The organism is Tabrizicola sp. T46 (genome assembly GCF_057219895.1).
The window spans coordinates 718,274-742,083 of record NZ_JBXVVV010000001.1 but is presented as its reverse complement, the minus strand read 5'-3'; the positions used below and the strand labels follow the sequence as shown (position 1 = coordinate 742,083).

The 23,810-nt window shown below is 65.5% G+C and carries 24 protein-coding genes; 18 read left to right on the top strand and 6 right to left on the bottom strand.

Annotation, left to right across the window (positions count from 1 at the left end):
• Window positions 1–47: 47 nt before the first annotated feature.
• Window positions 48–890, bottom strand: coding sequence for a LysR family transcriptional regulator (locus AC2D9V_RS03780; RefSeq protein ID WP_484712700.1), 843 nt, complete (start codon window positions 888–890; stop codon window positions 48–50).
• A gap of 101 nt (window positions 891–991) precedes the next feature.
• On the opposite strand from AC2D9V_RS03780, the gene AC2D9V_RS03775 reads away from it, so the two are divergent.
• The gene (locus AC2D9V_RS03775; RefSeq protein ID WP_484712699.1) at window positions 992–1,963 is read left to right on the top strand and encodes a sodium-dependent bicarbonate transport family permease; all 972 of its coding nucleotides are present in this window, start codon (window positions 992–994) and stop codon (window positions 1,961–1,963) included.
• A 44-nt stretch (window positions 1,964–2,007) separates the two neighbouring features.
• Here AC2D9V_RS03775 and AC2D9V_RS03770 read toward each other — a convergent pair whose 3' ends face one another.
• Window positions 2,008–3,060 (bottom strand): ABC transporter ATP-binding protein, encoded by a 1,053-nt coding sequence (locus tag AC2D9V_RS03770; RefSeq protein ID WP_484712698.1) that lies wholly within the window; start codon window positions 3,058–3,060, stop codon window positions 2,008–2,010.
• Window positions 3,061–3,074: 14 nt separating this feature from the next.
• Window positions 3,075–3,881, bottom strand: a complete 807-nt coding sequence (locus tag AC2D9V_RS03765) for an IclR family transcriptional regulator (RefSeq protein ID WP_484712697.1) — start codon at window positions 3,879–3,881, stop codon at window positions 3,075–3,077.
• 82 nt (window positions 3,882–3,963) lie between these two features.
• Here AC2D9V_RS03765 and AC2D9V_RS03760 point away from each other — a divergent pair, with 82 nt between their 5' ends.
• From AC2D9V_RS03760 to AC2D9V_RS03715, 10 genes are all read left to right on the top strand, one after another.
• On the top strand, window positions 3,964–5,217 hold the full coding sequence (locus AC2D9V_RS03760; protein ID WP_484712696.1) for an ABC transporter substrate-binding protein: 1,254 nt from the start codon (window positions 3,964–3,966) through the stop codon (window positions 5,215–5,217).
• A 137-nt stretch (window positions 5,218–5,354) separates the two neighbouring features.
• Complete coding sequence (locus tag AC2D9V_RS03755) at window positions 5,355–6,500, top strand: carbohydrate ABC transporter permease (RefSeq protein ID WP_484712695.1); 1,146 nt, start codon at window positions 5,355–5,357, stop codon at window positions 6,498–6,500.
• Window position 6,501: 1 nt separating this feature from the next.
• Window positions 6,502–7,347 (top strand): carbohydrate ABC transporter permease, encoded by an 846-nt coding sequence (locus AC2D9V_RS03750; protein WP_484712694.1) that lies wholly within the window; start codon window positions 6,502–6,504, stop codon window positions 7,345–7,347.
• Complete coding sequence (gene melA, locus AC2D9V_RS03745; protein WP_484712693.1) at window positions 7,344–8,699, top strand: alpha-galactosidase; 1,356 nt, start codon at window positions 7,344–7,346, stop codon at window positions 8,697–8,699. The genes AC2D9V_RS03750 and melA overlap by 4 nt, the downstream gene beginning before the upstream one ends.
• 24 nt (window positions 8,700–8,723) lie before the next feature.
• Window positions 8,724–9,491: an SDR family NAD(P)-dependent oxidoreductase gene (locus AC2D9V_RS03740; RefSeq protein ID WP_484712692.1), complete on the top strand. Its 768-nt coding sequence runs from the start codon at window positions 8,724–8,726 to the stop codon at window positions 9,489–9,491.
• 14 nt (window positions 9,492–9,505) lie between these two features.
• Window positions 9,506–10,411 carry a 2-dehydro-3-deoxygalactonokinase gene (locus tag AC2D9V_RS03735; RefSeq protein WP_484713396.1) on the top strand — a complete coding sequence of 302 codons (906 nt, stop codon included), beginning with the start codon at window positions 9,506–9,508 and terminating at the stop codon, window positions 10,409–10,411.
• A complete protein-coding gene (locus AC2D9V_RS03730; RefSeq protein ID WP_484712691.1) occupies window positions 10,408–11,016 on the top strand; it encodes a 2-dehydro-3-deoxy-6-phosphogalactonate aldolase in 609 nt (202 codons plus the stop codon). The genes AC2D9V_RS03735 and AC2D9V_RS03730 overlap by 4 nt, the downstream gene beginning before the upstream one ends.
• Window positions 11,013–11,864, top strand: coding sequence for an SMP-30/gluconolactonase/LRE family protein (locus AC2D9V_RS03725; protein WP_484712690.1), 852 nt, complete (start codon window positions 11,013–11,015; stop codon window positions 11,862–11,864). The genes AC2D9V_RS03730 and AC2D9V_RS03725 overlap by 4 nt, the downstream gene beginning before the upstream one ends.
• Window positions 11,861–13,774 carry a beta-galactosidase gene (locus AC2D9V_RS03720; RefSeq protein ID WP_484712689.1) on the top strand — a complete coding sequence of 638 codons (1,914 nt, stop codon included), beginning with the start codon at window positions 11,861–11,863 and terminating at the stop codon, window positions 13,772–13,774. Before AC2D9V_RS03725 ends, AC2D9V_RS03720 begins: the two co-directional genes overlap by 4 nt.
• 97 nt (window positions 13,775–13,871) lie before the next feature.
• Entirely contained in the window at window positions 13,872–15,107 is a 1,236-nt protein-coding gene (locus AC2D9V_RS03715) for an MFS transporter (protein WP_484712688.1), read from the top strand.
• Here the strand turns inward: AC2D9V_RS03715 and AC2D9V_RS03710 are convergent.
• The 3 genes from AC2D9V_RS03710 to AC2D9V_RS03700 all read right to left on the bottom strand — a co-directional run bounded on the left by AC2D9V_RS03710 (window position 15,049) and on the right by AC2D9V_RS03700 (window position 17,847).
• Complete coding sequence (locus AC2D9V_RS03710; protein WP_484712687.1) at window positions 15,049–15,528, bottom strand: hypothetical protein; 480 nt, start codon at window positions 15,526–15,528, stop codon at window positions 15,049–15,051. The two genes, AC2D9V_RS03715 and AC2D9V_RS03710, sit on opposite strands and share 59 nt — an antisense overlap.
• A gap of 36 nt (window positions 15,529–15,564) precedes the next feature.
• Window positions 15,565–16,587, bottom strand: a complete 1,023-nt coding sequence (locus tag AC2D9V_RS03705; protein WP_484712686.1) for an aspartate-semialdehyde dehydrogenase — start codon at window positions 16,585–16,587, stop codon at window positions 15,565–15,567.
• A 90-nt stretch (window positions 16,588–16,677) separates the two neighbouring features.
• Window positions 16,678–17,847, bottom strand: coding sequence for an MFS transporter (locus tag AC2D9V_RS03700; RefSeq protein ID WP_484712685.1), 1,170 nt, complete (start codon window positions 17,845–17,847; stop codon window positions 16,678–16,680).
• Between the two features lie 226 nt (window positions 17,848–18,073).
• Between AC2D9V_RS03700 and AC2D9V_RS03695 the strand changes: the two genes are divergently transcribed.
• The 7 genes from AC2D9V_RS03695 to AC2D9V_RS03665 all read left to right on the top strand — a co-directional run bounded on the left by AC2D9V_RS03695 (window position 18,074) and on the right by AC2D9V_RS03665 (window position 23,774).
• Window positions 18,074–18,475, top strand: a complete 402-nt coding sequence (locus tag AC2D9V_RS03695) for a MerR family transcriptional regulator (RefSeq protein WP_484712684.1) — start codon at window positions 18,074–18,076, stop codon at window positions 18,473–18,475.
• Window positions 18,476–18,534: 59 nt separating this feature from the next.
• Entirely contained in the window at window positions 18,535–20,307 is a 1,773-nt protein-coding gene (locus tag AC2D9V_RS03690; protein WP_484712683.1) for an acyl-CoA dehydrogenase C-terminal domain-containing protein, read from the top strand.
• Window positions 20,308–20,363: 56 nt separating this feature from the next.
• The gene (locus AC2D9V_RS03685; RefSeq protein ID WP_484712682.1) at window positions 20,364–20,993 is read left to right on the top strand and encodes a glutathione S-transferase family protein; all 630 of its coding nucleotides are present in this window, start codon (window positions 20,364–20,366) and stop codon (window positions 20,991–20,993) included.
• Window positions 20,994–21,004: 11 nt separating this feature from the next.
• Complete coding sequence (locus AC2D9V_RS03680; RefSeq protein WP_484712681.1) at window positions 21,005–22,216, top strand: acetyl-CoA C-acetyltransferase; 1,212 nt, start codon at window positions 21,005–21,007, stop codon at window positions 22,214–22,216.
• Between the two features lie 184 nt (window positions 22,217–22,400).
• Window positions 22,401–22,778, top strand: a complete 378-nt coding sequence (locus AC2D9V_RS03675) for a hypothetical protein (RefSeq protein WP_484712680.1) — start codon at window positions 22,401–22,403, stop codon at window positions 22,776–22,778.
• Window positions 22,779–22,827: 49 nt separating this feature from the next.
• The gene (locus AC2D9V_RS03670; RefSeq protein WP_484712679.1) at window positions 22,828–23,298 is read left to right on the top strand and encodes a cupin domain-containing protein; all 471 of its coding nucleotides are present in this window, start codon (window positions 22,828–22,830) and stop codon (window positions 23,296–23,298) included.
• The gene (locus tag AC2D9V_RS03665) at window positions 23,298–23,774 is read left to right on the top strand and encodes a cupin domain-containing protein (RefSeq protein WP_484712678.1); all 477 of its coding nucleotides are present in this window, start codon (window positions 23,298–23,300) and stop codon (window positions 23,772–23,774) included. The genes AC2D9V_RS03670 and AC2D9V_RS03665 overlap by 1 nt, the downstream gene beginning before the upstream one ends.
• Window positions 23,775–23,810 lie beyond the last annotated feature (36 nt).

Below are 23,810 nucleotides of genomic sequence, written 5' to 3'. Positions count from 1 at the left end.
CGTCTTCTCGTCGCTTCCGAACCGGGGCCTGCCCCTGTTCTGACCAGCTAGCGGCGCACCCTTTCGACCACGAAGTCGGCAAGGGCCCTGACGGCGGGACTGGCGCGCGGCGGAACCACAAGGGCAATCTCAGCCTCGGCCAGCGCGGGCCACTCGCTGTGGACCTGCAACCCCGGCGGCACCATCGTTTCGGGCATCACCATCGCACCAAGGCCCGCACGCACCGCCGCGACCGAGCCGGCAAAGGATGGTGAGGTATAGACCCCGTTCCAGCCCCAGCCCCCGGCTTCAAGCGCACCGATGGCGCGGGCCCGGTAGACGCAAGGCGCCGGGCTGAGCACCAGGGGCACGGGACGCCCGTCCGCCTTCAGCCCCGGCAGAGAGACCCAGACCAGCCGCTCGCGCCAAAGCGTCTGCGCCCCAGGATAGGGTCGGCCCGGGTCCTGCTTGACCACGACAAGATCCTGTTCGCCGGCCTCGAACTCGGCCAATAGCGGAAGCGTCAACTGGCAGGTCACGTGAAGTTCGACCTCCGGGTGTGCCGCGGCAAAGACGCCAAGGATGTCGGGCAGATAGGCGCTTGCGAAATCCTCGGGGCTGCCGAACCTGACGATCCCCGCGATCTTCGGCCCGCGGAACCGGGCCAGCAGTGCATCCGCCTGAGCCAGAATGGAGCGCGCCTCGGGCAGAAGCTGTTCGCCATCCGGGGTCAGCGCGACATTCCGCGTGTCGCGTGCCAGCAGGCGGATTCCGAGGGCATCCTCGAGCCTCGCAAGCTGCCCAGAGACGGCAGACTGCGACCGCCCGATCAGCGCGCCGGTCCGGCTGAAGCTGGCAGTCTCGGCCAGCGTGACGAAGGTCCGCAAGAGCTGGATGTCGAGGTCGCGCATCGGCCACCAATCAGATTTTCCGATAAGTCATATCTGAACTTGGCGTTTCTCTTTTCAATAGCCGCGCTGCAGAAACCCCCGGCACTTCGGAGGACTTTCTCATGGACACCGCCATCCTGATCGAAAACCTGATCTCGCCCATCACGCTTGCCTTCCTTCTGGGCGCCATCGCCACGCTTATCCGGTCCGACCTGGAAATCCCCGAGCCGGTGATCCGCATCTTCGCGATCTTCCTTCTGTTCTCCATCGGGTTGCAGGGCGGACGGGAACTGGCCACCTCCGACCTGACGAACATTGGGCCCGCCTTGGTCGTGACCGGGGCGCTGATCCTGGGCGTTCCGGCCCTTGCCTTTGCCGTCGCCCGCTATGCGCTGAAGCTGGATATCCGCAACGCTGCGGGCGTGGCTGCGCTGTACGGGTCGGTATCGTCAGTCACCTTCGTCGTCTCGCGGAGCTATGCCGAGGGCATGGGCACGCCGATGGAGGGCTACATCACCGGCCTTGTCGCCCTGATGGAACTGGGAATCCTGGTGGCGCTTTTCTACGGTCGGCTGGCGCTGGCCCGGTCGGAAGGGGAAAAGGGTGCCGCCCTGTCAGCGATCTTGATGGAAACCCTGCGCGGGCGGGGGCTTTTGCTTCTGGGCGGCGGCCTGATCATCGGCGCGGCGATCGGCGAGAAGAACTTTGCCCGGATCGAGCCGTTCTTTGTCGACCTGTTCCGGGGTGTGCTTGTGCTTTTCATCCTGGAAATGGGCATGACGGCGGCGCGGCAGTTGCGCGAATTCGCCAAGGTCGGCCCGAAGATGGCGGCCTACGGGCTGGCGATACCAATGGTCCATGCCTTTGTCGCGACCGGGCTGGCGACGGCGGCCGGACTGCCTGTCGGATCGGCCTTCGTCCTGGGCGCGGTGGCGGCATCGGCCAGTTATATCGACGCCCCCGCCGCCGTGCGCGCGACATTCCCCGAGGCGAACCCGGGGATCTACCTGACGGCCTCGCTCGGGATCACCTTTCCCTTCATGCTGATCCTCGGGATCCCGATCGTCTACCAGATGGCGCTTTTCTGGTCCTGACCGGGGAGGGCCGGGCCCGGCGGGTTTGCCGCCGGGCAGCGGGCCTAGCGCAGCCTGAGCCCGTCCTTGTCGAAGAACATCGCGTCTTTTGCGTCGTAGCTGACGCCCACCTTCGCACCCGGCTCAAGGCTCACCTGGTCGTGGCGTTCCACGATCAGCTTTTCGCCCGAGGGCGCGGTGAGGTGGACGTAAGAGACGCCACCCAGCGCCTCGGTCAGTTCGACCCGGTGCGTGTCGCCGGGACCGACCTTCAGGTGCTGCGGACGAAGGCCTACGGTCACCTCAGCCCCCTTGGCGGGCAGTCCGACCGTCGCCGGCACCGACCCGGCCAGCCCCTTCGCGGCGACGGCCCCCGCCTCGGCCACCCCGGCGACGAAGTTCATCGAGGGTGAGCCGATGAAGCCCGCGACGAAGCGGTTGTCGGGATCGTTGTAAAGGTCCAAGGGCTTGCCCACCTGCTCGATCCGGCCGGAGCGGAGGACGACGATCTTGTCGGCCAGCGTCATCGCCTCGACCTGGTCATGGGTGACATAGATCATCGTCGCGCCGATCTCGCGGTGAAGGCGGGCGATTTCCACCCGCATCTCGACCCTGAGTTCGGCATCAAGGTTCGAGAGCGGTTCGTCGAAGAGGAACACCTCGGGACCCCGCACGATGGCGCGGCCGATGGCGACGCGCTGGCGCTGGCCGCCGGAGAGGGCCTTGGGCTTGCGCGCCAGAAGCGGCTCCAGCTTCAGGATGCGGGCGGCTTCGGCGACTTTCTTCTCGATCTCGGCCTTCGGGTGGCCTGTCATCTTCAGGCCGAAGCCCATGTTTTCGGCCACCGTCATGTGCGGGTAAAGCGCATAGGTCTGGAACACCATCGCCACGCCGCGTTCGGCCGGGTCGGCCCCGGTCACGTCGCGCTTGCCGATGTGGATCGTGCCGGCTGACGTTTCTTCCAGCCCCGCGACCATGCGCAGCAGCGTGGACTTGCCGCAGCCCGAGGGGCCGACGAAGACGCAGAACTCCCCGTCCTCGATGGCAAGGTCGACCCCGTGGATCACCTGCACGTCGCCGAATCGCTTGGTTACCTTGTTCAGCGTCACACCCGTCATTCGTCGTCCTCCCCCTAATTCTGTTCCGGAAAGCGCCAGCTTTCCGCTTCTGCGGCAATCTTGGCCGCGATGTCCTTGGTCAGTCCCGATTGCGCCTCAAGCGCCTGAAGCGTGGTGCGTGCGGTGGTCGAGGTGACCGAAAGCGCCCCCAGCACCCGGCCCGAGCGGGATAGAATCGGCACCGCGCAGCAGATGATTCCCTTCTCATGCTCCTCACGGTCGAAGGCATGGCCCCGGGCGCGAATCGCTTGTAGCTCGGCCATCAGCTTCTCCGGCGTGTCGAGCGTCTGGTCGGTGTGGCGGTGAAAGGACTGACGCGCGAGGGCCGCATCCAGCGCCTCGGGCGAAAGCCAGGCCAGCATCGCCTTGCCCACCCCGGTGCAATAGGCCGGGCCGACCTTTCCGGCCTGGGCGAACATCTCCACGGGCCGCGCCGCATTGCGCTTGTCGACGTAGAGCACCTGGCCCATGTCAAGCTGGGCAAGGTGAATCGTCTCGCCGGTTTTCTCGGCTAGTTCATCAAGATAGGGCCGCGCGATCGGGGCCAGCGAGGACTGTGCCCAGGCGGCATGGGCCAGGCGCACCAGCCGCACGCCAAGGGCATAGGTCCCCTGGTCGGGATCCAAGACCAGCATCCCCTGATGGGTCAGCGTCTGGAGGAGCCGATAGAGCGTCGCCTTGGGATAGTCGGACTGCTGGAGAAGGTCGGAAAACCGCACCGGGCGGCCATGGCTGGCGACCATGTCAAGGACGTCGAGCGCCTTGCCGACCGTGCCGTCCGCATGTCCTTCCGCGCCCATGATCCTCCCCACCACGTGCATGTTGACAGGGTAAAGGATAGCGGACATAGTTTTCAATATTCAAGACAAAGTTTCACATAATGGAACCAAACGGGAGGAAACCATGGTCCATAAGAAAACGGGCGCCCTGGCCCTTGTGGCGGCATTGCTGCTGTCCACCTCGGCGATCGCCCAAGACAAGCGCGTCGTCACCTGGAATGCGGACTACGATCCGATTCCGCTGGCTGCCACCGAAGCCCTGATCGCCGATTTCGAGGCTGCGAACCCCGACATCGACGTGGTGCTCACCAACTTCGACCACGAGGGCTACAAGACCTCGATCCGCAACTTCCTGACCGCCGATCCGCCGGACCTGGCCAACTGGTACGCCGCGAACCGGATGAAGCCCTTCGTCGAGGCGGGCCTCTTCGCCGACATCTCGGACGTCTGGGCTGCCAACGGGCTGAACGAGTCGCTGGCCTCGTCCGTGCCGTCGGCCTCGATCGACGGCAAGTTCTACGCGATCCCCTATACCTACTACCAGTGGGGCATCTACTATAACCGCGACGCCTATGCCGCCGCCGGTGTCACCCCTCCCGGCCCGGAAGGCGTGAGCTGGGCTGACTTCCTCGCCAACTGCGAGAAGTTCAAGGCCGCCGGCATCGACTGCGTGACCACCGGCTCTTCGGCCCTGTGGCCGGTCGCGGGGATCTTCGACTACCTGTCGCTCCGCACCAACGGCTACCAGTTCCACAGCGACCTTGCCGCCGGCAAGATCTCCTGGACCTCGCCGGAAGCCCGTGCGGTGTTCGCCGAATTCGCCAAGCTCCAGCCCTTCGTCACCGAAAACCATGCTGCCATCGACTGGCAGGATGCGGCGGCGATCTTCGTGCAGGGCAAGGCGGCGCACTACGTCATGGGCAACTTCGCCGTCGGCGTCTTCAAGGAAGGCGGGATGACGAATGACAACCTCGGCTTCATGATCTTCCCGGAAATCACCCCCGGCATCGCCCGGGCCGAGGAAGCACCGACCGACACCGTCCACCTGACGAGCGGAGCGAAGAACCCCGAGGATGCGAAGAAGCTTCTGGCCTATATCGCCAGCGCCGAAGCGCAGACCAAGTGGAACGCGGCCGTGGGCCAGCTGCCGACCAACTCGGGCGCAACCGTCGATCCGGCGGATCCGTTCCTGTCGGCAGGCTTCCAGTCGCTGTCGACGGCAACCGGCGGCATCGCCCAGTTCTGGGACCGTGACGCCGAGGCCGAATACGCCAAGGCCGGCATGGAAGGCTTCCAGCGTTTCCTCGTGCAGCCCGAAGCTCTCGAAGAGATCCTGGCGAACCTCGAGGCAACCCGCCTGCGCCTTTACCCGCAGTGATCTGACCATCTCGGGCGCCCCTTCGCAAAGGGGGCGCCCGTTTTCTCTTTTCCGGGGGGCGAGGCATGGCACAGGCATCGGACGTGAGTGTGGCGGTCCCGGTTCATCGACCCAAGGGACGGTGGAACCAGCGGACCATGGCACCCTGGCTATTCCTCGCCCCCGGGCTTTTCATGTTCGCCGTCTATGTGCTTTGGCCGATCGTGCAAAGTATCACGCTGTCGTTCTACGACTGGGACGGGCTTTACGGGCCGAACGGAGAGTTCAAGGGCACCTTCGTCGGCATGGGCAACTACGCCGAGCTGATGACCGACCCGGCCTTCGAGGTCAGCCTCTGGAACAACCTGAAATGGCTGGTCCTTTACATGGCGGCCCTGCCCATCGGGCTGTTCATCGCCATCTTCCTGAACCAGACTGTTCGCGGCATCCGCCTCTACAAGTCCCTGTTCTTCTTTCCTTTCGTGATCAGCCAGGTCGTCGTCGGCCTGATGTTTGCCTGGTTCTACGCGCCGAACTTCGGCCTGTTCTACCTGCTGACCGAATGGGTCCGGGCCGGCCCTATCCGTAGCGGAATCGTGGCTTTCGTCGTCTTCGTGCTTGTTCTCGTCTTGATCGCAGGCCTTGTGGCAGGCCTGGTCCTGCTCGCCGGGCGCCTCGAGCGCGAAGGACTTGGACGGCCCGTTGCTGTGACCCTCGCGGTAGGCATCGCGGTGCTGTTTCTCTGGTGGCACGGTGCCGCGTCGGCAGTCGCCGCCAATCCGCTCCTGATCGTGACCTGGCCCTGGGAGCTTTGGCTTTGGGTGCTGGCGGGGATTAAGGGGAACGGCAACGGCATCGCCATCCTCGCCGACCCCGACCTTGTCACCTACGGCATCATCGCGGCGGGCCTCTGGCCGCAGATCGCCTATGTGATGATCCTGTACCTGACCGGCCTCAACAACGTCGCCCCCGACCAGATCGAGGCGGCACGGCTGGACGGCGCAAAAGGCTGGCGGATGCTGTGGTATGTCGTGCTGCCGCAACTGCGCCCGGCGACCTTCATCGCGGTGATCGTCACGGTCATCGGTGCCTTGCGCAGCTTTGACCTCGTGTCGATCATGACCTCCGGCGGCCCCTTCGGATCGTCGCGCGTCCTGTCCTACTACATGTATGAAAAGGCGCTGAGCGAATACGGCTTCCGCATGGGCTACGGCGCGGCCATCGCCGTGGTGCTGTTCCTCATCATGATGGTCTTCATCTCGGGCTTCATCTGGAAGATGTGGCGCGACGAGAAGGAGCGCTGAGATGTTCCCCCGTCCCATCCAGCAGGCCAGCGCACCCGCGCAGTGGCTGTACACCATCGCCCTGCCCATCGCGCTGGTGATCTGGCTTTTCCCGCTTCTCGGCGTCGCCCTAACCTCGCTTCGCCCTGCCTCGGACCTCGCGCAAGGCAACTACTTCGGCATGCCCTCAGGTATTGCTTGGGAGAATTACGTCTTCATCTTCACCGAAACGCCCATCGGGCAGTACATGATCAACTCGCTTTGGGTCACGATCCCCACCGTGATCGGCGCGGTCAGCCTGTCGCTGATGACCGGCTTCGCGCTGGCGGTCTACGGGTTCCGAGCGAACATCCTGGTGTTCTTCATGTTCGTCGCGGGCAACTTCGTGCCCTTCCAGATCCTGATGGTCCCTGTCCGCGACATGACGCTGCAACTGGGCATGTATGACACCTGGTATGGCCTTGCCCTCTTCCACATCGCTTTCCAGACCGGATTCTGCACACTCTTCATGCGCAACTTCATCAAGGCGCTGCCCTATGAACTGATTGAGGCCGCCCGGGTGGAGGGCGTCACCGAATGGCGCATCTTCTGGTACATCGTGCTGCCCCTGATGCGCCCGGCCATCGCCGCGCTGTCCGTGCTGGTCTTCACCTTCATCTGGAACGATTTCTTCTGGGCCACCGTGCTGACCCAGGGCGTCGACAGCCAGCCGATCACGGCGGGCCTCTCGTCCCTCAACGGCCAGTGGATCGCGCAGTGGCACCTTGTCAGCGCCGGTTCGATCCTGGCCGCCCTTCCCCCCGTCGCGATGTTCTTCCTGATGCAGAAGCACTTCATCGCCGGCCTCACTCTTGGAGCTGTCAAATGACCAAAATTGCCTTCATCGGGGCGGGTTCGACCGTCTTCATGAAGAACCTCATCGGCGATGCCCTGTCGATGCCGGCGCTGGCCGGCGCGAAGATCGCGCTGATGGACATCGACAAGAAGCGGCTTGAGGAATCCGAGCTGGTGGCGCGCAAGATGATCGCCTCCCTCGGCGTCCCCGCGACGGTCGAGACGCACATGGACCAGCGCCGCGCGATTGACGGCGCCGATTTCGTGATCGTCGCCTTCCAGATCGGCGGCTACAAGCCCTGCACCGTCACTGACTTCGACCTGCCGAAGAAGGTGGGCCTGCGCCAGACCATCGCCGACACGCTGGGCATCGGCGGCATCATGCGCGGCCTGCGCACCGTGCCGCACCTGTGGAAGCTGGCCGAAGACATGCGCGCCGTCTGCCCGCAGGCGATCATGCTGCAATACGTCAACCCGATGGCGATCAACACCTGGGCCTTGGGGGCGAAGTATCCCGACATCAAGCAGGTTGGCCTTTGCCATTCCGTCCAAGGCACCGCCGAGGAACTGGCCCGTGACCTTGATATCCCGGTTGAAAACCTGCGCTACCGCGCGGCGGGCATCAACCACATGGCGTTCTATCTGAACTTCGAGGCCCGCCAGCCCGACGGCACCTACCGCGACCTCTACCCCGCGCTTCATGACGGCTACCGCAAGGGCGCGATCCCGAAGCCAAGCCACTGGAACGCCCGTTGCCCGAACAAGGTGCGCTACGAGGTGATGACCCACCTTGGCCATTTCGTCACCGAGTCGAGCGAGCATTTCGCCGAATATGTGCCTTGGTTCATCAAGACCCACCGCCCAGACCTGATCGAGACCTTCGGCATCCCCTTGGACGAATACCCGATCCGTTGCGAAGAACAGATCGCGCGCTGGGCCGCCCAGGCCGAAGAGTATCGCAAGGCAGACAAGATCATCGTGAAGCCGACCCACGAATATGCCGCGACGATCATGAACTCGGTGGTGACGGGTGCGCCTTCGGTGATCTACGGCAACGTGCCGAACCGGGGCTTCATCCCGCAACTGCCGCAGGGCGCGGCGGTCGAGGTTCCAACACTGGTTGACGCGAACGGATTGCAGCCGACGACTGTAAATGACATCCCGCCGCAACTCATCGCGCTGATGCGGACCAACGTGAACGTGCAGGAACTGACCGTCGCCGCGCTGATGGAAGAGAACCGCGAGCATGTGTATCACGCCGCGATGCTTGATCCGCACACCGCCGCCGAACTTGACCTCCGCCAGATCCGCACGCTGGTCGATGACCTGATCGCGGCCCATGGCGACTGGATGCCTGCCTGGTTGCAGACCCGCCGCGCCGCCTGACCCTGCCCCGAACGGAAGACGATGATGACCGCTCAGGCCACCTTTCCCGACCTTCAAGGCCGCTCGGTCTTCATCACCGGCGGCGGCTCCGGCATCGGTGCTGCCTTGACCGAAGCCTTCCTCCGCCAGGGCGCGAAGGTGGCCTTCTGCCAGCGTTCGGATGCGACCGCCTTTTGCGACGCGATGGAGGCGGCGACCGGCAACCGCCCGCTGTTTCTGCCCTGCGACATCTCGGTCACCGATCAGCTGCAACTCACGCTGGATACGGCGGCCAAAGTGCATGGTCCGATCACTGTCTTGGTGAACAACGCCGCGAACGACAAGCGGCATGACACGCTGGCCACGGACGATGCGCTGTGGGACTGGTCGATGGCGGTGAACCTGCGGTCCTATTTCTTCGCCTGCCAGAAGGTCATTCCCGGCATGAAGGCGGCGGGTGGGGGCAGCATCATCAACTTCTCCTCGATCAGCTTCATGATGGCCGATACCGGCTATGCCAGCTACATCACCGCGAATGCCGGGATCGTCGGTCTGACGCGGACGCTGGCGCGCGAATTCGGACCGGACAGGATCCGGGTGAATGCTGTCGCGCCCGGCTGGGTGCTGACGGAGAAGCAGAAGGAAATGTGGGTCACCCCCGAAAGCCTGGCGCGCCACCTTGAACGCCAGTGCCTGCCGGACCCGATCCAGCCGGAGGATATGGCGGGTGTGGTGCTGTTCCTGGCTTCGGAATCCTCACGCATGATGACCTCGCAGACGCTGATCCTGGACGGGGGTTACATCTCGTCATGAACGACCGTTCGCAAATGACGCCTGACTGGATCGCCGTCGACTGGGGCACCTCGAACCTGCGGGTCTGGGCGATGGACGCCGAGGGCAGGGTGCTGGCCCATGCCGAATCCCACGACGGGATGGGCAAGCTGGCCCGGCAGGATTTCGAACCGGCGCTGCTGCGGCTGATCGGGACTTGGCTGGGGGTTGGCGGCGTCCCGGTTGTCGCCTGTGGCATGGTCGGCAGCCGACAGGGCTGGTGCGAGGCACCCTATCGGCAAGTCCCCTGCACGCCGCTTGACCCGAAGGCCCAGGTGCTGGCGCCGACCAGCGATCCCCGCCTTCAGGTCCATATCGCTCCGGGGCTGAAACAAATCTCCCCGGCCGACGTGATGCGGGGGGAAGAGACGCAGATCGCCGGCGCGTTGCGCCTGGACCCGGGCTATGACGGGATCCTCTGCCTGCCGGGCACTCATTCCAAATGGGCGCAGATCTCGGCGGGCGAGGTGGTCAGCTTCCAGACCTTCATGACCGGCGAGATGTTCGCGCTCATGTCGGAACAGTCGGTCCTGCGGCATGGTATGCAAGGCGAGGGCTGGGACGACGCAGCCTTCGACGCCGGAGTTGCCGACGCGCTTTCGCGGCCCGAGCGGATTGCCGCGCGCCTTTTCTCGCTGCGTGCGGAGGGGCTTTTGTCCGGCCTTGGCCCGGCCACGGCGCGGGCGCGGCTATCCGGCCTGTTGATCGGCATAGAACTGGCAGCATCCCGGCCCTACTGGCTTGGCCAGAGGGTCACGCTGATCGGAGCGGAAAAGCTTTCGGCGGCCTATGCCCGCGCGCTCCTCGCCCAAGGCGTCGAGGCAAAGACCCTGCCCGCCACCGCCTGCACCCTTGCCGGGCTCGCCTCGCTTGCCCCCCTGACCGAGGCCGCGCCCCGATGACCCACCGCAACCTCATCGCAATCCTGCGCGGGATCACCCCGGACGAGGCCCTGCCGATCGCCGAGGCGCTGGTCGCGGCAGGCATCACCCGGATCGAGGTGCCATTGAATTCGCCGGACCCGTTCCGGTCGATCGCGCTGATGGCGGCAGGGCTTGGTTCGGATGTCGAGGTCGGCGCAGGCACGGTCCTGACCGTGGACGAAGTGGCCGCCGTGCAGGCGGCGGGGGGCACCCTGATCGTCTCGCCGAACTGCAACCCGACCGTCATCACGGCCACGCGGGCGCGGGGCATGGCCTCGTGGCCGGGGGTGATGACCCCGACGGAATGCTTCGCGGCCATCACGGCCGGGGCGACGGGGCTGAAGATCTTCCCGGCCAGCCTGATCGGCCCTGACGGGCTGAAGGCGATCCGCGCTGTCCTGCCGAAGGACCTGTCCGTCTATGCCGTCGGTGGGGCAGGGCCCTCGAACTTTGCGGAATGGATGCGCGCCGGGGCGTCGGGTTTCGGCATCGGCACGGCTCTTTACACGCCGGGCACGACGGCGGCCGAGATCACCACCCGCGCCGCTGCCATCGTCGCGGCGCATGACGCGGCCTTCGCATGATCTTCGATCCGCGTCCCTGCGAGCTTGGCGAAGGGCCGCTCTGGCACCCGGTTCGTGAACAGTTGTTCTGGTTCGACATCCTGAACCGCAGGCTCCATTCGCGGGACGGGGATGAGCCCCTGTACTGGGCGTTTCCCGAGATGGCTTCCGCCGCAGGCTGGGTCTCGGAGACCACACTGATCCTCGCCTCTGAAACCGGCCTCGGGCAGTTCGACATCGCCAGCGGCGCGCGCAGCCCCATCGCCGCGATGGACAATCCGGCCACGCGGTCGAACGACGGGCGCGCCGACCGGCAGGGCGGGTTCTGGTTCGGCACCATGGGCAAACTGGCCGAAAAGGGCGCGGGCGCAATCTGGCGCTGGTACCGGGGCGAGTTGCGTCAGCTTTTCCCCGGGATCACGATCCCGAACGCGATCTCTTTCACCCCCGACGGCCGCGCTGCGCATTTTGCGGATACGGTGACCGGCAAGGTGATGAAGGTCGCGCTCGATGCCGCCGGCTGGCCCATCGGCGCGCCGCAGGTCTGGCTGGACCTTACGTCCGAGGGGCTGAACCCCGACGGCGCGGTGATCGACGCCGAAGGCCGGTTCTGGAACGCGCAATGGGGCGCGGGCAGGGTCGCGGCCTATGCGCCGGACGGCAGCTTCGTGACCGCCGTGGAGACGCCCGGTGCGCCGCACTCATCCTGCCCGGCCTTCGGCGGGCCGGATATGAAAACGCTTTTCATCACCACCGCCCTGGAGCATCTGGACGCCGCCGCCCGCGCGGCGCACCCGGCCTCGGGCCAGGTCTTCGCCTTCCCCGGCATCGCCCGGGGCCTTCCCGAACCGCAGGTCATCCTTCCATGAGCACCAAGCTGAAACGGACGCTGGGCGTCTGTTACTACCCCGAACACTGGGACGAGGCGCAATGGGAAAAGGACGCGGCCCGCATGGCGGCGCTTGGCCTGACCTGGGTCCGCATCGGCGAATTCGCGTGGAGCCGGATGGAACCCGAGCCCGGGCGGCTTGACCTTGACTGGCTGGACCGCGCCATCGAAACGCTCGGGTCGCATGGGCTGAAGGTCGTCCTTGGCACGCCAACCGCCACCCCGCCGCGCTGGATGGCCGACCGCCACCCCGACATGTTTGCCTTGGACAAGGATGGCAAACCCCGCGGCTTCGGCTCGCGCCGGCATTACTGCTTTTCGCATCAGGGCTATCGCACCGAATGCGCCCGGATCGTCACCCTTCTCGCGCAGCGCTACGGGAAGAACCCCCATGTCGCCGCCTGGCAGACCGACAACGAATACGCCTGCCACGCGACGACCCTTAGCTACTCCAACGCCGCGAAGACGGCCTTCCAGGACTGGCTGGCGCAGAAGTACCAGTCGCCCGATGCCCTGAACCGCGCCTGGGGCAACGTCTTCTGGTCGATGGAATACCGCGACTTCCGCGAGGTCGGCCTGCCGAACCTGACGGTGACCGAACCGAACCCCAGCCACGTCATGGACTTCCGCCGTTTTGCCAGCGACGAGGTGGTCAGCTTCAACCGCCTGCAGACCGACATCATCCGCAGGCATTCCGCCTATCCCATCGCCCACAACTACATGGGCGCGGTGACCGAGTTCGACCATTACGCCGTGGGCGCCGACCTTGATATCGCCTCCTGGGACAGCTACCCGCTCGGCTTCCTCTCCGACCGCATCCCCGCCGACGCCGAGCACAAGCGCCGCTTCGTCCGCCAGGGCGACCCGGACTTCCAGGCCTTCCACCATGACCTATACCGCGCCGTGGGAAGGGGCCGCTGGTGGATCATGGAACAGCAGCCCGGCCCGGTGAACTGGGCACCCTACAACCCCGATCCCCTGCCCGGCATGGCCCGCCTCTGGGCCTGGGAGGCCTTTGCCCACGGGGCCGAGGCGGTGTGCTACTTCCGCTGGCGGCAGGCGCCCTTTGCCCAGGAACAGATGCATGCGGGCCTTCTCCGCCCCGACTCGGCCCCCGCCCAGGCCTTTGGTGAGGCCGGGCAGGTGGCCAAGGAACTGGCCGGGATGCCGGAGGCCGGAACGGCCAAGGCCGATGTCGGGCTGATCTTCGACTATGCCTCGGACTGGGCCTGGGAGACGCAGCCTCAGGGCCGGGGCTTCAGCCATTTCTGGCTGGTGTTCCACGTCTACAAGGGCCTGCGGCGCCTCGGCCTGAACGTCGACATCCTGCCGCCCGATACGGCGGACCTTTCGGCCCATCCGCTGGTGCTGGCGCCGGGCCTCTTCACCCTGTCCGACCCGTTGAAAGCCGCCCTCGCGGCGCATCAGGGCACGGCGATCCTGGGCCCGCGGACCAATTCCAAGACCCCGAACTTCGCGATTCCCGTGCCACTGCCCCCAGCTCTGCCGGGGCTCGACGCGGCGATCGCCCGCGTCGAAAGCCTGCCGCCGGACGTGCCGGTGCCGCTGGCCGAGGGCGGGGCGTTCCGGCACTGGCGCGAAAAGCTTGAAGGGGGCGCTACGGTCGTCGAAGCAACCGAGGACAGCTGGCCCGCGCTCATCTCAGGCGGTCGGCTGCACTACCTTGCGGGCTGGCCGGACGAGGTGGCGCTGAACCGCATCCTGCTGCGCGCCTGCGCGGCGGAGGGGATCACGACCGACCCGCTGCCCGAGGGCCTGCGGCGGCGCGATACGGATACGCACCGGTTCCTCTTCAACTACAACCCGGTTCCGGTGGAATGGGGCGGCGTCACGATCCCGCCAGCGGGCGTGCATTGGACGAAGCTCTAGTCCCAAGGCGGGCGACCCCCTTGTATCCGTCACAAATCTCCATTTGACCCTGCCCGCCGAGGCGCGCACCTTCCGCGCCTGACGGCTGGAGCACGTGATGACCAAGACCCCGATCATGACCCCGGTGCTGATCGCTGGCTGCATCATCCTGATGTTCTCCTTCGCGATCCGCGCCAGCTTTGGCGTCTTCCAGATTCCCATTGCCGAGGAGTTCGGCTGGCTCCGTGCCGATTTCTCGCTGGCGATCGCGATCCAGAACCTGGCCTGGGGCATCGGGCAGCCGCTCTTTGGCGCGCTGGCCGAACGGTTCGGCGACCGCAAGGCCATCGTGGCGGGGGCGCTTCTCTATGCGGCGGGACTGGTGCTGTCATCTCTGGCGGTCACGCCCGGGCAGCACCAGTTTCTGGCGATCATGGTCGGCTTCGGCATCGCGGGTACCGGCTTTGGCGTGATCCTTGCCATCGTCGGGCGGGCGACGAGCCCGGAGAACCGCTCGATGTCCCTTGGCATCGCCACCGCTGCAGGGTCCGCCGGGCAGGTCTTCGGCGCACCGACGGCCGAGCTTCTGCTCCAGTCCTACAGCTGGCAGACCGTCTTCGTGATCTTCGCCGTGGTGATCCTTGCCACGCTTTTCGCGCTTCCCTTCCTGCGCAGCCCGAAGCTTGCCTCGCGCCAGGAGCTTGAGGAAAGCCTCGGCACCGTTCTTGTCCGAGCTTTCAGGGACCCGAGCTATACGCTGATCTTCCTGGGTTTCTTCTCTTGCGGCTACCAGCTGGCCTTCATCACCGCGCATTTCCCCGCCTTCGTGACCGAGCTTTGCGGCCCGATCGACCCGAACGGGATGCTTGCCGGGATCGGGGTCACCACGACCTCGGCGCTCGGGGCGGTCAGCATCGCGGTGATCGGCTTCTTTAACATCGCCGGCACGCTTTACGCGGGCTGGCTGGGCAAGCGATATACGAAGAAATACCTCCTGTTCGGGATCTATGTCGGGCGGACGATCGCGGCGGCGGTGTTCATCCTGCTGCCGATCACGCCGACTTCCGTTCTGGTCTTCTCGGCGGTGATGGGGGCTCTGTGGCTTGCGACGGTGCCGCTGACCAGCGGGCTTGTCGCGCATATCTACGGCATCCGCTACATGGGGACGCTGTACGGCTTCGTCTTCCTGTCCCACCAGATCGGCGGGTTCCTAGGCGTCTGGCTGGGCGGGAAGATGTACGACCTCCACGGCGACTACACGCTGGTCTGGTGGATCGGCGTCGGGGTGGGGGCGTTCAGCGCGCTGGTGCACCTGCCGATCCGGGAACGGCCGATGATGGTGCAGGCGGCTTGAGCGCCTGGGCGGCTATCGCCGTGTTGGGATGCCCGGGAAATCCGGCGCCGAACCGCCGGGCAAGCGCAAGGTAAGCCGGGCCGACCTGGCTCGCCTTTGCCAGCGGCTTGCCCGTCGCCGCATCGACCAGGTTCAGACCACCGCCTGCTGGCTCGTACCTCAGCCCGCGCCGTCGAAGCGCGGCCTGCAGAGTTGGCCAATCACCAGCCTCAACCAGCGCCTCAGCGACGAGAAGCCGAAGGCGCACGAGGAGCCGCTCGTCGATGCCTTCGGCACTCCTCGCTTTGCGTTGCTCACAGCGCTGCACCTCAAGCCGCACGAGGTCACGCAACGCGGAACCGGGCGTTTCGTCGCGTTCCCGGCAAAGCGCCACCAACCGCCGCCACAACGCATCATCGCAATGAAAAAGGGTCTCGGCCATAGGCCAAGACCCTCCGTCATCAGGGTTAAGAAACCCTTAGCCCTTCTTGAGGACCTTCTGCCCCAGAAGCTCCGCGATCTGCACCGCGTTCAGGGCGGCACCCTTGCGGAGGTTGTCCGAAACGCACCACAGGCTCAGCCCGTTGTCGATCGTCGAATCCTGCCGCACGCGGCTGACATAGGTCGCGAACTCGCCCACGCATTCGATCGGGGTGATGTAGCCACCAGGCTCGCGCTTATCCACCAGCATGACACCGGGCGACTCGCGCAGTATGTCCTGGGCTTCCTGCCAGTCGAGGAACTCTTCGGTCTCGATGTTGATCGCCTCGGAATGGCCGACGAAGACCGGCACGCGGACGCAGGTCGCGGTGACCTTGATCGAAGGGTCGAGGATCTTCTTCGTCTCGGCCACCATCTTCCACTCTTCCTTGGTCTCGCCCGAGTCCAGGAAGACGTCGATATGCGGGATCACGTTGAAGGCGATCTGCTTGGAAAACTTCTTCGGCGGCACGTCGTCGGTCGGGTTGTAGACGGCCTTGGTCTGGTTCCAAAGCTCGTCCATCCCTTCCTTTCCGGCCCCCGACACGGACTGGTAGGTCGCCACGACCACGCGCTTGATCTTCGCCCGGTCATGCAGCGGCTTCAGCGCCACCACCATCTGCGCGGTCGAGCAGTTGGGGTTCGCGATGATGTTCTTGTTCTTCACCATGTGGATCGCGTCGGCATTCACCTCCGGCACGATCAGCGGGATCTCGGGGTCGTAGCGATAGAGCGACGAGTTGTCGATCACGATGCAGCCCGCAGCGGCGGCCTTGGGCGCGTATTCCTTGGTCGGGCCCGACCCCACGGCGAACAGCGCGATGTCCCAGCCGGTGAAATCGAAAGTGTCCAGGTCCTTGGTCTTGATAGTCTTGTCGCCAAAGCTGACTTCGGTGCCCAGAGATTTACGCGACGCAAGTGCCGCGATCTCGTCCACCGGGAACTCGCGCTCGGCGAGGATGTTCAGCATTTCGCGGCCCACGTTGCCCGTGGCACCCGCGACGACGACCTTGTAGCCCATCGGGGTTCTCCTTTGACCGTCCCAAAGGCGGGACGCGGGGCTGTTAGCCTAAGGCCGGTGCGGGGAAAAGCGGATTCGTCTGCCGCAGCGTCAGTGGGGCCGGTCCTGTGACAGAAGATAGACGGCAAGGCCGATGGCCGTGGCGACGGCGAAGAACAGGAACACCGCCTCGAAGGGTGCAGAGGGCGGTGTCGGCGGGGTTGCGGCATGAAGGCGCCCGGTGACGATCTGCGCGATGCCGATGGGCGCGATGCCGAAGAGGTTCAGAAGCGTGACCCCCCGGCCCGTCAGATGCGGCGGCACGAAGGACCGGCCATGTGCAAGGACGATCGGGAAGGTCGCCCCGAAGAACCCCGCCGCGACCAGCAGCAGCGTCGCCACCACCGGCGGTGCCGCGGCGAACCACCAAAGGCCGACAAGGCATAGAAGTGTCATCGCATTCCCCACGACGACCAGCGCCTTCCGCCGCTGAAGCCGCCGGTCCAGCGGCCCGTAGGCGAAGTTTCCGGCCACCATCGCCAGCCCGATCCAAAGGCTGATCTGACCGATCTCCAGCGCCGTCGCACCATGCACATCGGCGAAATACGGCCCGATCCACAGCCCGCGCAGGCCCGCGATCGGGGCATAGCAGACCATCATCATGATAAGGATCGGCCAGAGGACCGGCATCTTCAGAAGGTCGAGAAGCGAGCCTTGCCCGGCCCCTTCCAGCCGCGCCGGATCGCGCACCAGGAACAGGATCCCCAGCGCCACCGCACCGGTGATCGCCGCCAGCCCCATGACCGTCTCGCGCCAGCCAAAGGCCGCCACCGCCCAGGACAGCGGCAGCGACGCGGCGACATTGCCCAGCGTGCCGATCCCTAGCGTCAGGGCCGCCAGCGTGCCGAAGACCGCCGGAGAATACTCGCGCGCGAAGATGAAGTAGCTGGCCATCAGCACTGGGGCACAGCCGACCCCGATCAGCGCCATCGCCAGCTTGATTTCCAGCGCCCCGGTCGCCCGCGCAAAGACCACCGCGCCGAGGGCGCCCACCGCCATCAGAAGCCCCGCCGTCAGCCGTGGCCCCACCCGGTCCAGCGCCGCGCCGATCGGGATCTGCATCGCGGCGAAGGCCAGGAACCACCAGCCCGAGGCCGAGGCGAGCTCGGCCGCCGTCACCCCAAGCTCGGCCGTCAGGACGGGCGACAGCACGGCAAGGAAGGCGCGGTAGAACTGGCTGAGCACATAGGCGAGGATGAGCGCCAGAAGTCCGATGCGCATGGGCGCTCCTTTCAGGGTCGCCCCCTTCTGGCAAGCGCCCGGGCGGGGTGCAAGGCCTGAACAGCCACGCCCGGTCCAAAGGCCCTCCGCAGGTTCCCACGGCTGACTTCACGTCAAATATTTCATGACGCCACGTCATAGTGACGTAAACGTCAACTGGTCTGGTAAACGAACTGACGGGTTCGCATTTGGCCGCGAAGATGCAACCCGACAAGTGAGACCTCCAATGATTACTGACGAAACCAAGGACCTCATGACCATCCGAGAGATGTGCGACGCCTACGACGTGACGCCCCGGACCCTGCGCTTCTATGAGGCGAAGGAGCTTCTGTCGCCCGTGCGCGAAGGCACCCGTCGGCTCTTCACCCGGCGTGACCGGGCGCGGCTCAAGCTGATCCTGCGCGGCAAGCGGTTCGGCTTCAGCCTCGAGGACATCCGCCAGACGCTGGACCTTTACGGCCGCGACGGGTCGGATGCCGCGCAGCGTCAGCACGCCTACAACCTAGCCGTCCAGCGGCTTGCGGTCATGCAGGCCCAGAGGGCCGAGCTTGACGTCGCCATCGCCGAACTGACCGCCGAACTCTCGGAAGCCGAAGCCCGCGGCCTGATCTCTGCCCGCGCGGCCTGACGACACTACCCTGCGCGGGTTCTGCGCAGGGCCGGACCACGAAAAGAAGGACCAACAGGATGCCCAGCTACACCGCCCCCGTGAAAGACATGCAGTTCCTGCTGCACGACGTCCTGAAGATCTCCGAGGCCGACATTCCCGGCTACGGCGACCTTGAAAGAAGCTTTACCGAGGCGGTGTTCGACGAGGCGGCGAAGGTCGCCTCCGAAATCCTGGCACCCCTGAACGCCGTGGGCGACCGCGAGGGCTGTGTCCTGGAAAACGGCGTCGTCCGTACGCCCGCAGGCTTCCGTGCCGCGTTCGAAACCCTGCGCAATGGCGGCTGGATGTCGCTTGATGCCGCGCCGGAATACGGCGGGCAGGGGCTGCCGTACCTGATGCATACGGCGGTGAACGAAACCTTCGTGTCCGCCAATATGGCCTTCAACATGTACCAGGGCCTGACCCACGGTGCCTATTCGGCGATCCTCGTGCACGGGACCGAGGAGCAGAAGTCCAAGTGGCTGCCAAAACTCGTCACCTGCGAGTGGACCGGCACCATGAACCTGACCGAACCGCATTGTGGCACCGACCTCGGGCTTCTGCGCACCAAGGCCGAGCCGCAGGCGGACGGCAGCTACAGGATCACCGGCCAGAAGATCTTCATCTCGGCCGGTGACCACGACATGGCGTCGAACATTGTGCACCTTGTCCTGGCCAAGGCCCCGGGCGGCGGCGAAGGGACGAAGGGGATCAGCCTTTTCATCGTGCCGAAGTTCCTGGTGAACGACGATGGCAGCCTCGGTGCCCGCAACGCCGTCTCGGTCGGCAAGATCGAAGAGAAGATGGGCATCCACGGCAACGCCACCTGCGTGATGAACTATGACGGCGCGACGGGCTGGCTGCTCGGTGACCTGCACAAGGGCATGAAGGCCATGTTCACGATGATGAACGAGGCCCGGCTTGGCGTGGCGTTGCAGGGCTATGCGGTGGCCGAGGCCGCCTACCAGAACGCGCTCGCCTATGCCAAGGACCGCCTGCAGGGCCGCGACGTGACCGGCGTGAAGAACCCCAACGGCCCAGCCGATCCGCTGATCGTCCACCCCGACATCCGCCGGAACCTGATGGAGCAGAAAAGCTTCGTCGAAGGCGCCCGCGCGCTGACCTATTGGGGCGCCACGCTGATCGACCGGGCGCATGCCGGGGACGAGGCGGCGGATGGCCTCATCGGCCTCCTGACGCCCGTCCTCAAGGGCTTCCAGACCGACAAGGGCTTCGAGATGGCGGTCGCCGCACAGCAGGTCTATGGCGGGCATGGCTATATCGAGGAATGGGGCATGTCGCAGTTCGCCCGCGACGCCCGGATCGCGATGATCTACGAAGGGGCCAACGGCGTGCAGGCGCTGGACCTCGTGGGCCGCAAGCTTGCGACCGATGGCGGCAAGCATGTGATGGCCTTCTTCGAGATGGTAAAGGCCGAAGTGAAGGCGCATGACGGCGACGACCGGATGAAGGGCTTCGTCGAACCCCTGAAAGCCGCATCGAAGCAGCTTCAGCAGGCCGGCATGTTCTTCATGGCGCAGGGCATGAAGAACCCCAATGCCGCCCTCGCCGGGTCCTATGACTTCATGCACATGATGGGCCATGTCTGCCTCGGCCTCATGTGGACCCGGATGGCAAAAGCCGCCTATCTTGCACTGGATGCCGGTGCCGCCGACCGCGACTTCTACGAGGCCAAGATCGCCACCGGCCGCTTCTACATGGCCCGCCAGCTTCCTGCCTGCGGGATGCACCTTGCAAGGATCGAAAGCGGGGCTGACACCGTCATGGCGCTTGCCGCCGAGGCGTTCTAGGCTTTGGCCTTTCGGACGGGCCATCCGGCCCGTCCATGTCTGACCCGGGGGGAGCGATGAAACTCTACTGTTTCGGCGAAAGCGGCAATGCCTACAAATGCGCGCTCGCCCTGGAAATGGCCGGCCTCGACTGGGAGCCCGTCTTCGTCGACTTCTTCAAGGGCGAGGCCCGCAGCCCGGAGTTCCGGGCGATCAACGAGATGGGCGAGGTGCCGGTGCTGGTGGACGGCGACACAACGCTGACGCAGTCGGGCGTGATCCTCGACTACATCTCCTCCAAGACCGGCAAGCTCGGTGGCCGCTCGGCCGCCGAACGGCGCGAGGTGCTGCGCTGGCTCTTCTGGGACAACCACAAGCTTTCCACCCAGATCGGCACGACTCGCTTCCTGATGAACTTCCTCGCGCCAGAAAAGCGGCCCGAGGCGGTGATCCCCTTCCTGCAAGGCCGCCTCAAGGCCGCCTACACCATCCTGAACGACCATCTGGCAGACCGTGAGTGGGTCGTGGGCGACGCCCCCACAATCGCCGACCTGTCGCTGTGCGGCTATCTCTACTACCCCGAGCCCTACGGTTTCGACCGCGCCGACTGGCCGCAGATCGACGCCTGGCTGAACCGCATTTCCGCCCTTCCGGGCTGGCAGCACCCCTATGACCTGATGCAGCGGGCCTTTACCCCCGTCACCTGAGGAGACGACCGATGTCTGACGCCTTCATCTACGACGCCGTCCGCAGCCCGCGCGGCAAGGGCCGCCCCGACGGGTCCCTGCACGAACTCACCTCGGTCGCGCTGTCGGCCAAGGTCCTGAACGCCGTCAAGGAACGCAACGGCCTTGAAGGCCACGCGGTCGAGGATGTGATCTGGGGCAACGTCACCCAGGTCGGCGAACAGGGCGGCTGCCTTGCGCGGTCGGCCGTTCTTGCCTCGGACCTTGACGAACGCATCCCGGGCCTCGCGATCAACCGCTTCTGCGCATCCGGAATGGAGGCGGTGAACCTTGCCGCGAACCAGGTGAAGGGCGGGGCAGGGCATGCCTATATCGCCGGCGGGGTCGAGATGATGGGGCGTGTCCCCATGGGCTCAGACGGCGCGGCGATCGCCGTCGACCCTAGCCTCGCGATGAAGACCTACTTCGTCCCGCAGGGCATTTCCGCCGACATCATCGCCACCGAATACGGCTTTACCCGCGACCAGGCCGATGCTCTGGCGATGGAATCCCAGCGCCGGGCCGCTCAGGCCTGGGCCGAGGGGCGGTTCGAGAAGTCGGTGCTGACGATCCGCGACCAGAACGGCCTGCCCATCCTTGCCACCGACGAATACATGCGCCCCGGCACCGACATGCAGGCCCTTGGTGCCCTGAAACCCGCCTTCAAGGACATGGGCGAGGCGATGCCCGGCTTCGACAAGATCGCGCTGATGAAGTATCCGCATCTGGAGCGGATCAACCACATCCACCACGCCGGGAACTCCTCCGGCATCGTCGACGGCGCGGCGGCGGTCCTGATCGGCGACGCCGCCTTCGGCAAGGCGCACGGCCTGAAACCCCGCGCCCGCATCCGCGCCACGGCCAAGGTCGGCACCGATCCCACGATCATGCTGACCGGCCCGGTGCCGGCCACCCAGAAGATCCTGGCCGACTCGGGCCTGACCATCGGCGACATCGACCTTTTCGAGGTGAACGAGGCTTTCGCCTCTGTCGTCCTGCGCTTCCAGCAGGCCTTCGATGTCGACCCCGCCATTGTCAACGTCAACGGCGGCTCCATCGCGATGGGCCATCCGCTGGGTGCAACGGGCGCGATTATCATCGGCACGCTTCTGGACGAGCTTGAGCGGCAGGATAAGGCACTCGGCCTTGCAACGCTCTGCATTGCCTCAGGAATGGGCGCTGCCACCATCATCGAACGGGTCTGATCAATGATGTCGGCCCATCAACGGCCATTGCGGCAAGTTGGCCATAAATTGGTCCAAATGGCGGCGCTCCTTTTGCCTTGCAATGCGACGTTTGATGATTCCAACCCCGTAACGCGGCGTGAAGGGCCAGCAGGTCATGTTTTCAGAGGTTACATCGCAACTGCGCAATCGGGCTGCATGGCTGATGTCCGAAGATTACGACCTGATTGTGGCCGACTACTGTTTCCCGCTGCCGGTCCATATCAATGCCAGCCGCATGGTTGTCCGCAACGCGGACGAGGCCATCGCAATGCTGCGTCAGCAGCGCAGCGTCTTTCTGGAACGCGGCCTGGGTGCCCTGATGCCTTCCGTCACTGCCATGGACCTGCCGCGCGGGGGCCGTTTCCGGATCTGGGTCGACTGGCACGAAGGCTCGGTCACCGGAATGGGCACGCTTCAGTCCCAGGTGATCTACTACTGTCACCAGACACCGGGCGGCTTCCGGATCGAGATGGTCGACTACACCCGGCTCGCGATGCCAGAGATGCAGCCGCGCCTTGCGGGGCTCGCCCTGTCGGCCTGACGACAGTCCGGCTTCGGCGCGGGTCACCCGCCGCTGAAGGAGGACGCCCATGCCCGTGATCGACCCCGCCAAGGTCCCGGTCAAGACCGGCTCGATCTACCCCGATCCCTTTGCCGCGATGATGCAGGGCCGATCCTCGCTGCGGCTGGGCGAGGCCGGGGGCCTGACGCAGTTCGGCGTCAACCTCGTGATGCTTGAACCCGGCGCGATGTCCTCCTTGCGCCACTGGCACCACAACGAAGACGAATTTGTCATGGTGACAGAAGGCGAATGCACCCTGGTCCAGGACGAAGGCGAAACCGTCATGCGCCCGGGCGATTGCGCCGCCTTCCCGGCGGGGAACCCGGATGGCCACCATTTCATCAACCGGACCGACCGGATCGCGAAGTTCCTCGTCGTCGGAACGAAGGCCCCCAGCGAAACCGCCGTCTATTCCGACGTCGACCTGATGGTGCAGATCGGCGGCGGTCAGGCCGTGTTCACCTACAAGGACGGCTCGCCATACAAGGGGCCGCGCTGATGCCCAAGGTCACCCTTCCGCCCTGGGTGGACGAGACCGCCTATGTCCACCCGGTCATCGGCCAGCATCCCGGCCCCTACCGGTATCAGCTGATGTCCGACCTGGGCGGCCTCACGCAGTTCGGGGCCTTCCTTGAAGAGCTGCCCCCCGGCAGCCGCTCGGGGCACCGCCACTGGCACGAGGCCGAGGACGAGATGATCTGGATGATCTCGGGCGAGGTCGTGCTGGTCGAAGAGACCGAGACGATCCTGCGCGCCGGTGACGTCGCCACCTGGCCCGCCGGCCACCCCGTTGGCCACCGGCTCGACAACCGCTCGGACGCGCCGGCACGTTACCTCGTGATCGGCACCCGGGCCGAGCGCGACCGGATCCATTACGAGGACCATGATCTCGTCACCGAAAAGGACGGCGCCACGCGCCGCTACCTGCGCCGTGACGGCACGCCCCATGACCTTCCGAAGGGAAAAGGCGCATGATCTTGCAGGCAACACCAGGCCCGGCCAGTGGCCAGC

What these genes read in the sequence shown, in the direction of transcription:
- AC2D9V_RS03670 (WP_484712679.1), top strand. Translation starts at nt 22,828, where the DNA reads ATGCCCGTGATCGACCCCGCCAAGGTCCCGGTCAAGACCGGCTCGATC.
- AC2D9V_RS03705 (WP_484712686.1), bottom strand. Translation starts at nt 16,587, where the DNA reads ATGGGCTACAAGGTCGTCGTCGCGGGTGCCACGGGCAACGTGGGCCGC.
- AC2D9V_RS03735 (WP_484713396.1), top strand. Translation starts at nt 9,506, where the DNA reads ATGACGCCTGACTGGATCGCCGTCGACTGGGGCACCTCGAACCTGCGG.
- AC2D9V_RS03710 (WP_484712687.1), bottom strand. Translation starts at nt 15,528, where the DNA reads ATGGCCGAGACCCTTTTTCATTGCGATGATGCGTTGTGGCGGCGGTTG.
- AC2D9V_RS03720 (WP_484712689.1), top strand. Translation starts at nt 11,861, where the DNA reads ATGAGCACCAAGCTGAAACGGACGCTGGGCGTCTGTTACTACCCCGAA.
- AC2D9V_RS03685 (WP_484712682.1), top strand. Translation starts at nt 20,364, where the DNA reads ATGAAACTCTACTGTTTCGGCGAAAGCGGCAATGCCTACAAATGCGCG.
- AC2D9V_RS03740 (WP_484712692.1), top strand. Translation starts at nt 8,724, where the DNA reads ATGACCGCTCAGGCCACCTTTCCCGACCTTCAAGGCCGCTCGGTCTTC.
- AC2D9V_RS03700 (WP_484712685.1), bottom strand. Translation starts at nt 17,847, where the DNA reads ATGCGCATCGGACTTCTGGCGCTCATCCTCGCCTATGTGCTCAGCCAG.
- melA (WP_484712693.1), top strand. Translation starts at nt 7,344, where the DNA reads ATGACCAAAATTGCCTTCATCGGGGCGGGTTCGACCGTCTTCATGAAG.
- AC2D9V_RS03725 (WP_484712690.1), top strand. Translation starts at nt 11,013, where the DNA reads ATGATCTTCGATCCGCGTCCCTGCGAGCTTGGCGAAGGGCCGCTCTGG.
- AC2D9V_RS03770 (WP_484712698.1), bottom strand. Translation starts at nt 3,060, where the DNA reads ATGACGGGTGTGACGCTGAACAAGGTAACCAAGCGATTCGGCGACGTG.
- AC2D9V_RS03755 (WP_484712695.1), top strand. Translation starts at nt 5,355, where the DNA reads ATGGCACCCTGGCTATTCCTCGCCCCCGGGCTTTTCATGTTCGCCGTC.
- AC2D9V_RS03730 (WP_484712691.1), top strand. Translation starts at nt 10,408, where the DNA reads ATGACCCACCGCAACCTCATCGCAATCCTGCGCGGGATCACCCCGGAC.
- AC2D9V_RS03715 (WP_484712688.1), top strand. Translation starts at nt 13,872, where the DNA reads ATGACCAAGACCCCGATCATGACCCCGGTGCTGATCGCTGGCTGCATC.
- AC2D9V_RS03750 (WP_484712694.1), top strand. Translation starts at nt 6,502, where the DNA reads ATGTTCCCCCGTCCCATCCAGCAGGCCAGCGCACCCGCGCAGTGGCTG.
- AC2D9V_RS03760 (WP_484712696.1), top strand. Translation starts at nt 3,964, where the DNA reads ATGGTCCATAAGAAAACGGGCGCCCTGGCCCTTGTGGCGGCATTGCTG.
- AC2D9V_RS03665 (WP_484712678.1), top strand. Translation starts at nt 23,298, where the DNA reads ATGCCCAAGGTCACCCTTCCGCCCTGGGTGGACGAGACCGCCTATGTC.
- AC2D9V_RS03775 (WP_484712699.1), top strand. Translation starts at nt 992, where the DNA reads ATGGACACCGCCATCCTGATCGAAAACCTGATCTCGCCCATCACGCTT.
- AC2D9V_RS03675 (WP_484712680.1), top strand. Translation starts at nt 22,401, where the DNA reads ATGTCCGAAGATTACGACCTGATTGTGGCCGACTACTGTTTCCCGCTG.
- AC2D9V_RS03765 (WP_484712697.1), bottom strand. Translation starts at nt 3,881, where the DNA reads ATGCACGTGGTGGGGAGGATCATGGGCGCGGAAGGACATGCGGACGGC.
- AC2D9V_RS03690 (WP_484712683.1), top strand. Translation starts at nt 18,535, where the DNA reads ATGCCCAGCTACACCGCCCCCGTGAAAGACATGCAGTTCCTGCTGCAC.
- AC2D9V_RS03780 (WP_484712700.1), bottom strand. Translation starts at nt 890, where the DNA reads ATGCGCGACCTCGACATCCAGCTCTTGCGGACCTTCGTCACGCTGGCC.
- AC2D9V_RS03680 (WP_484712681.1), top strand. Translation starts at nt 21,005, where the DNA reads ATGTCTGACGCCTTCATCTACGACGCCGTCCGCAGCCCGCGCGGCAAG.
- AC2D9V_RS03695 (WP_484712684.1), top strand. Translation starts at nt 18,074, where the DNA reads ATGATTACTGACGAAACCAAGGACCTCATGACCATCCGAGAGATGTGC.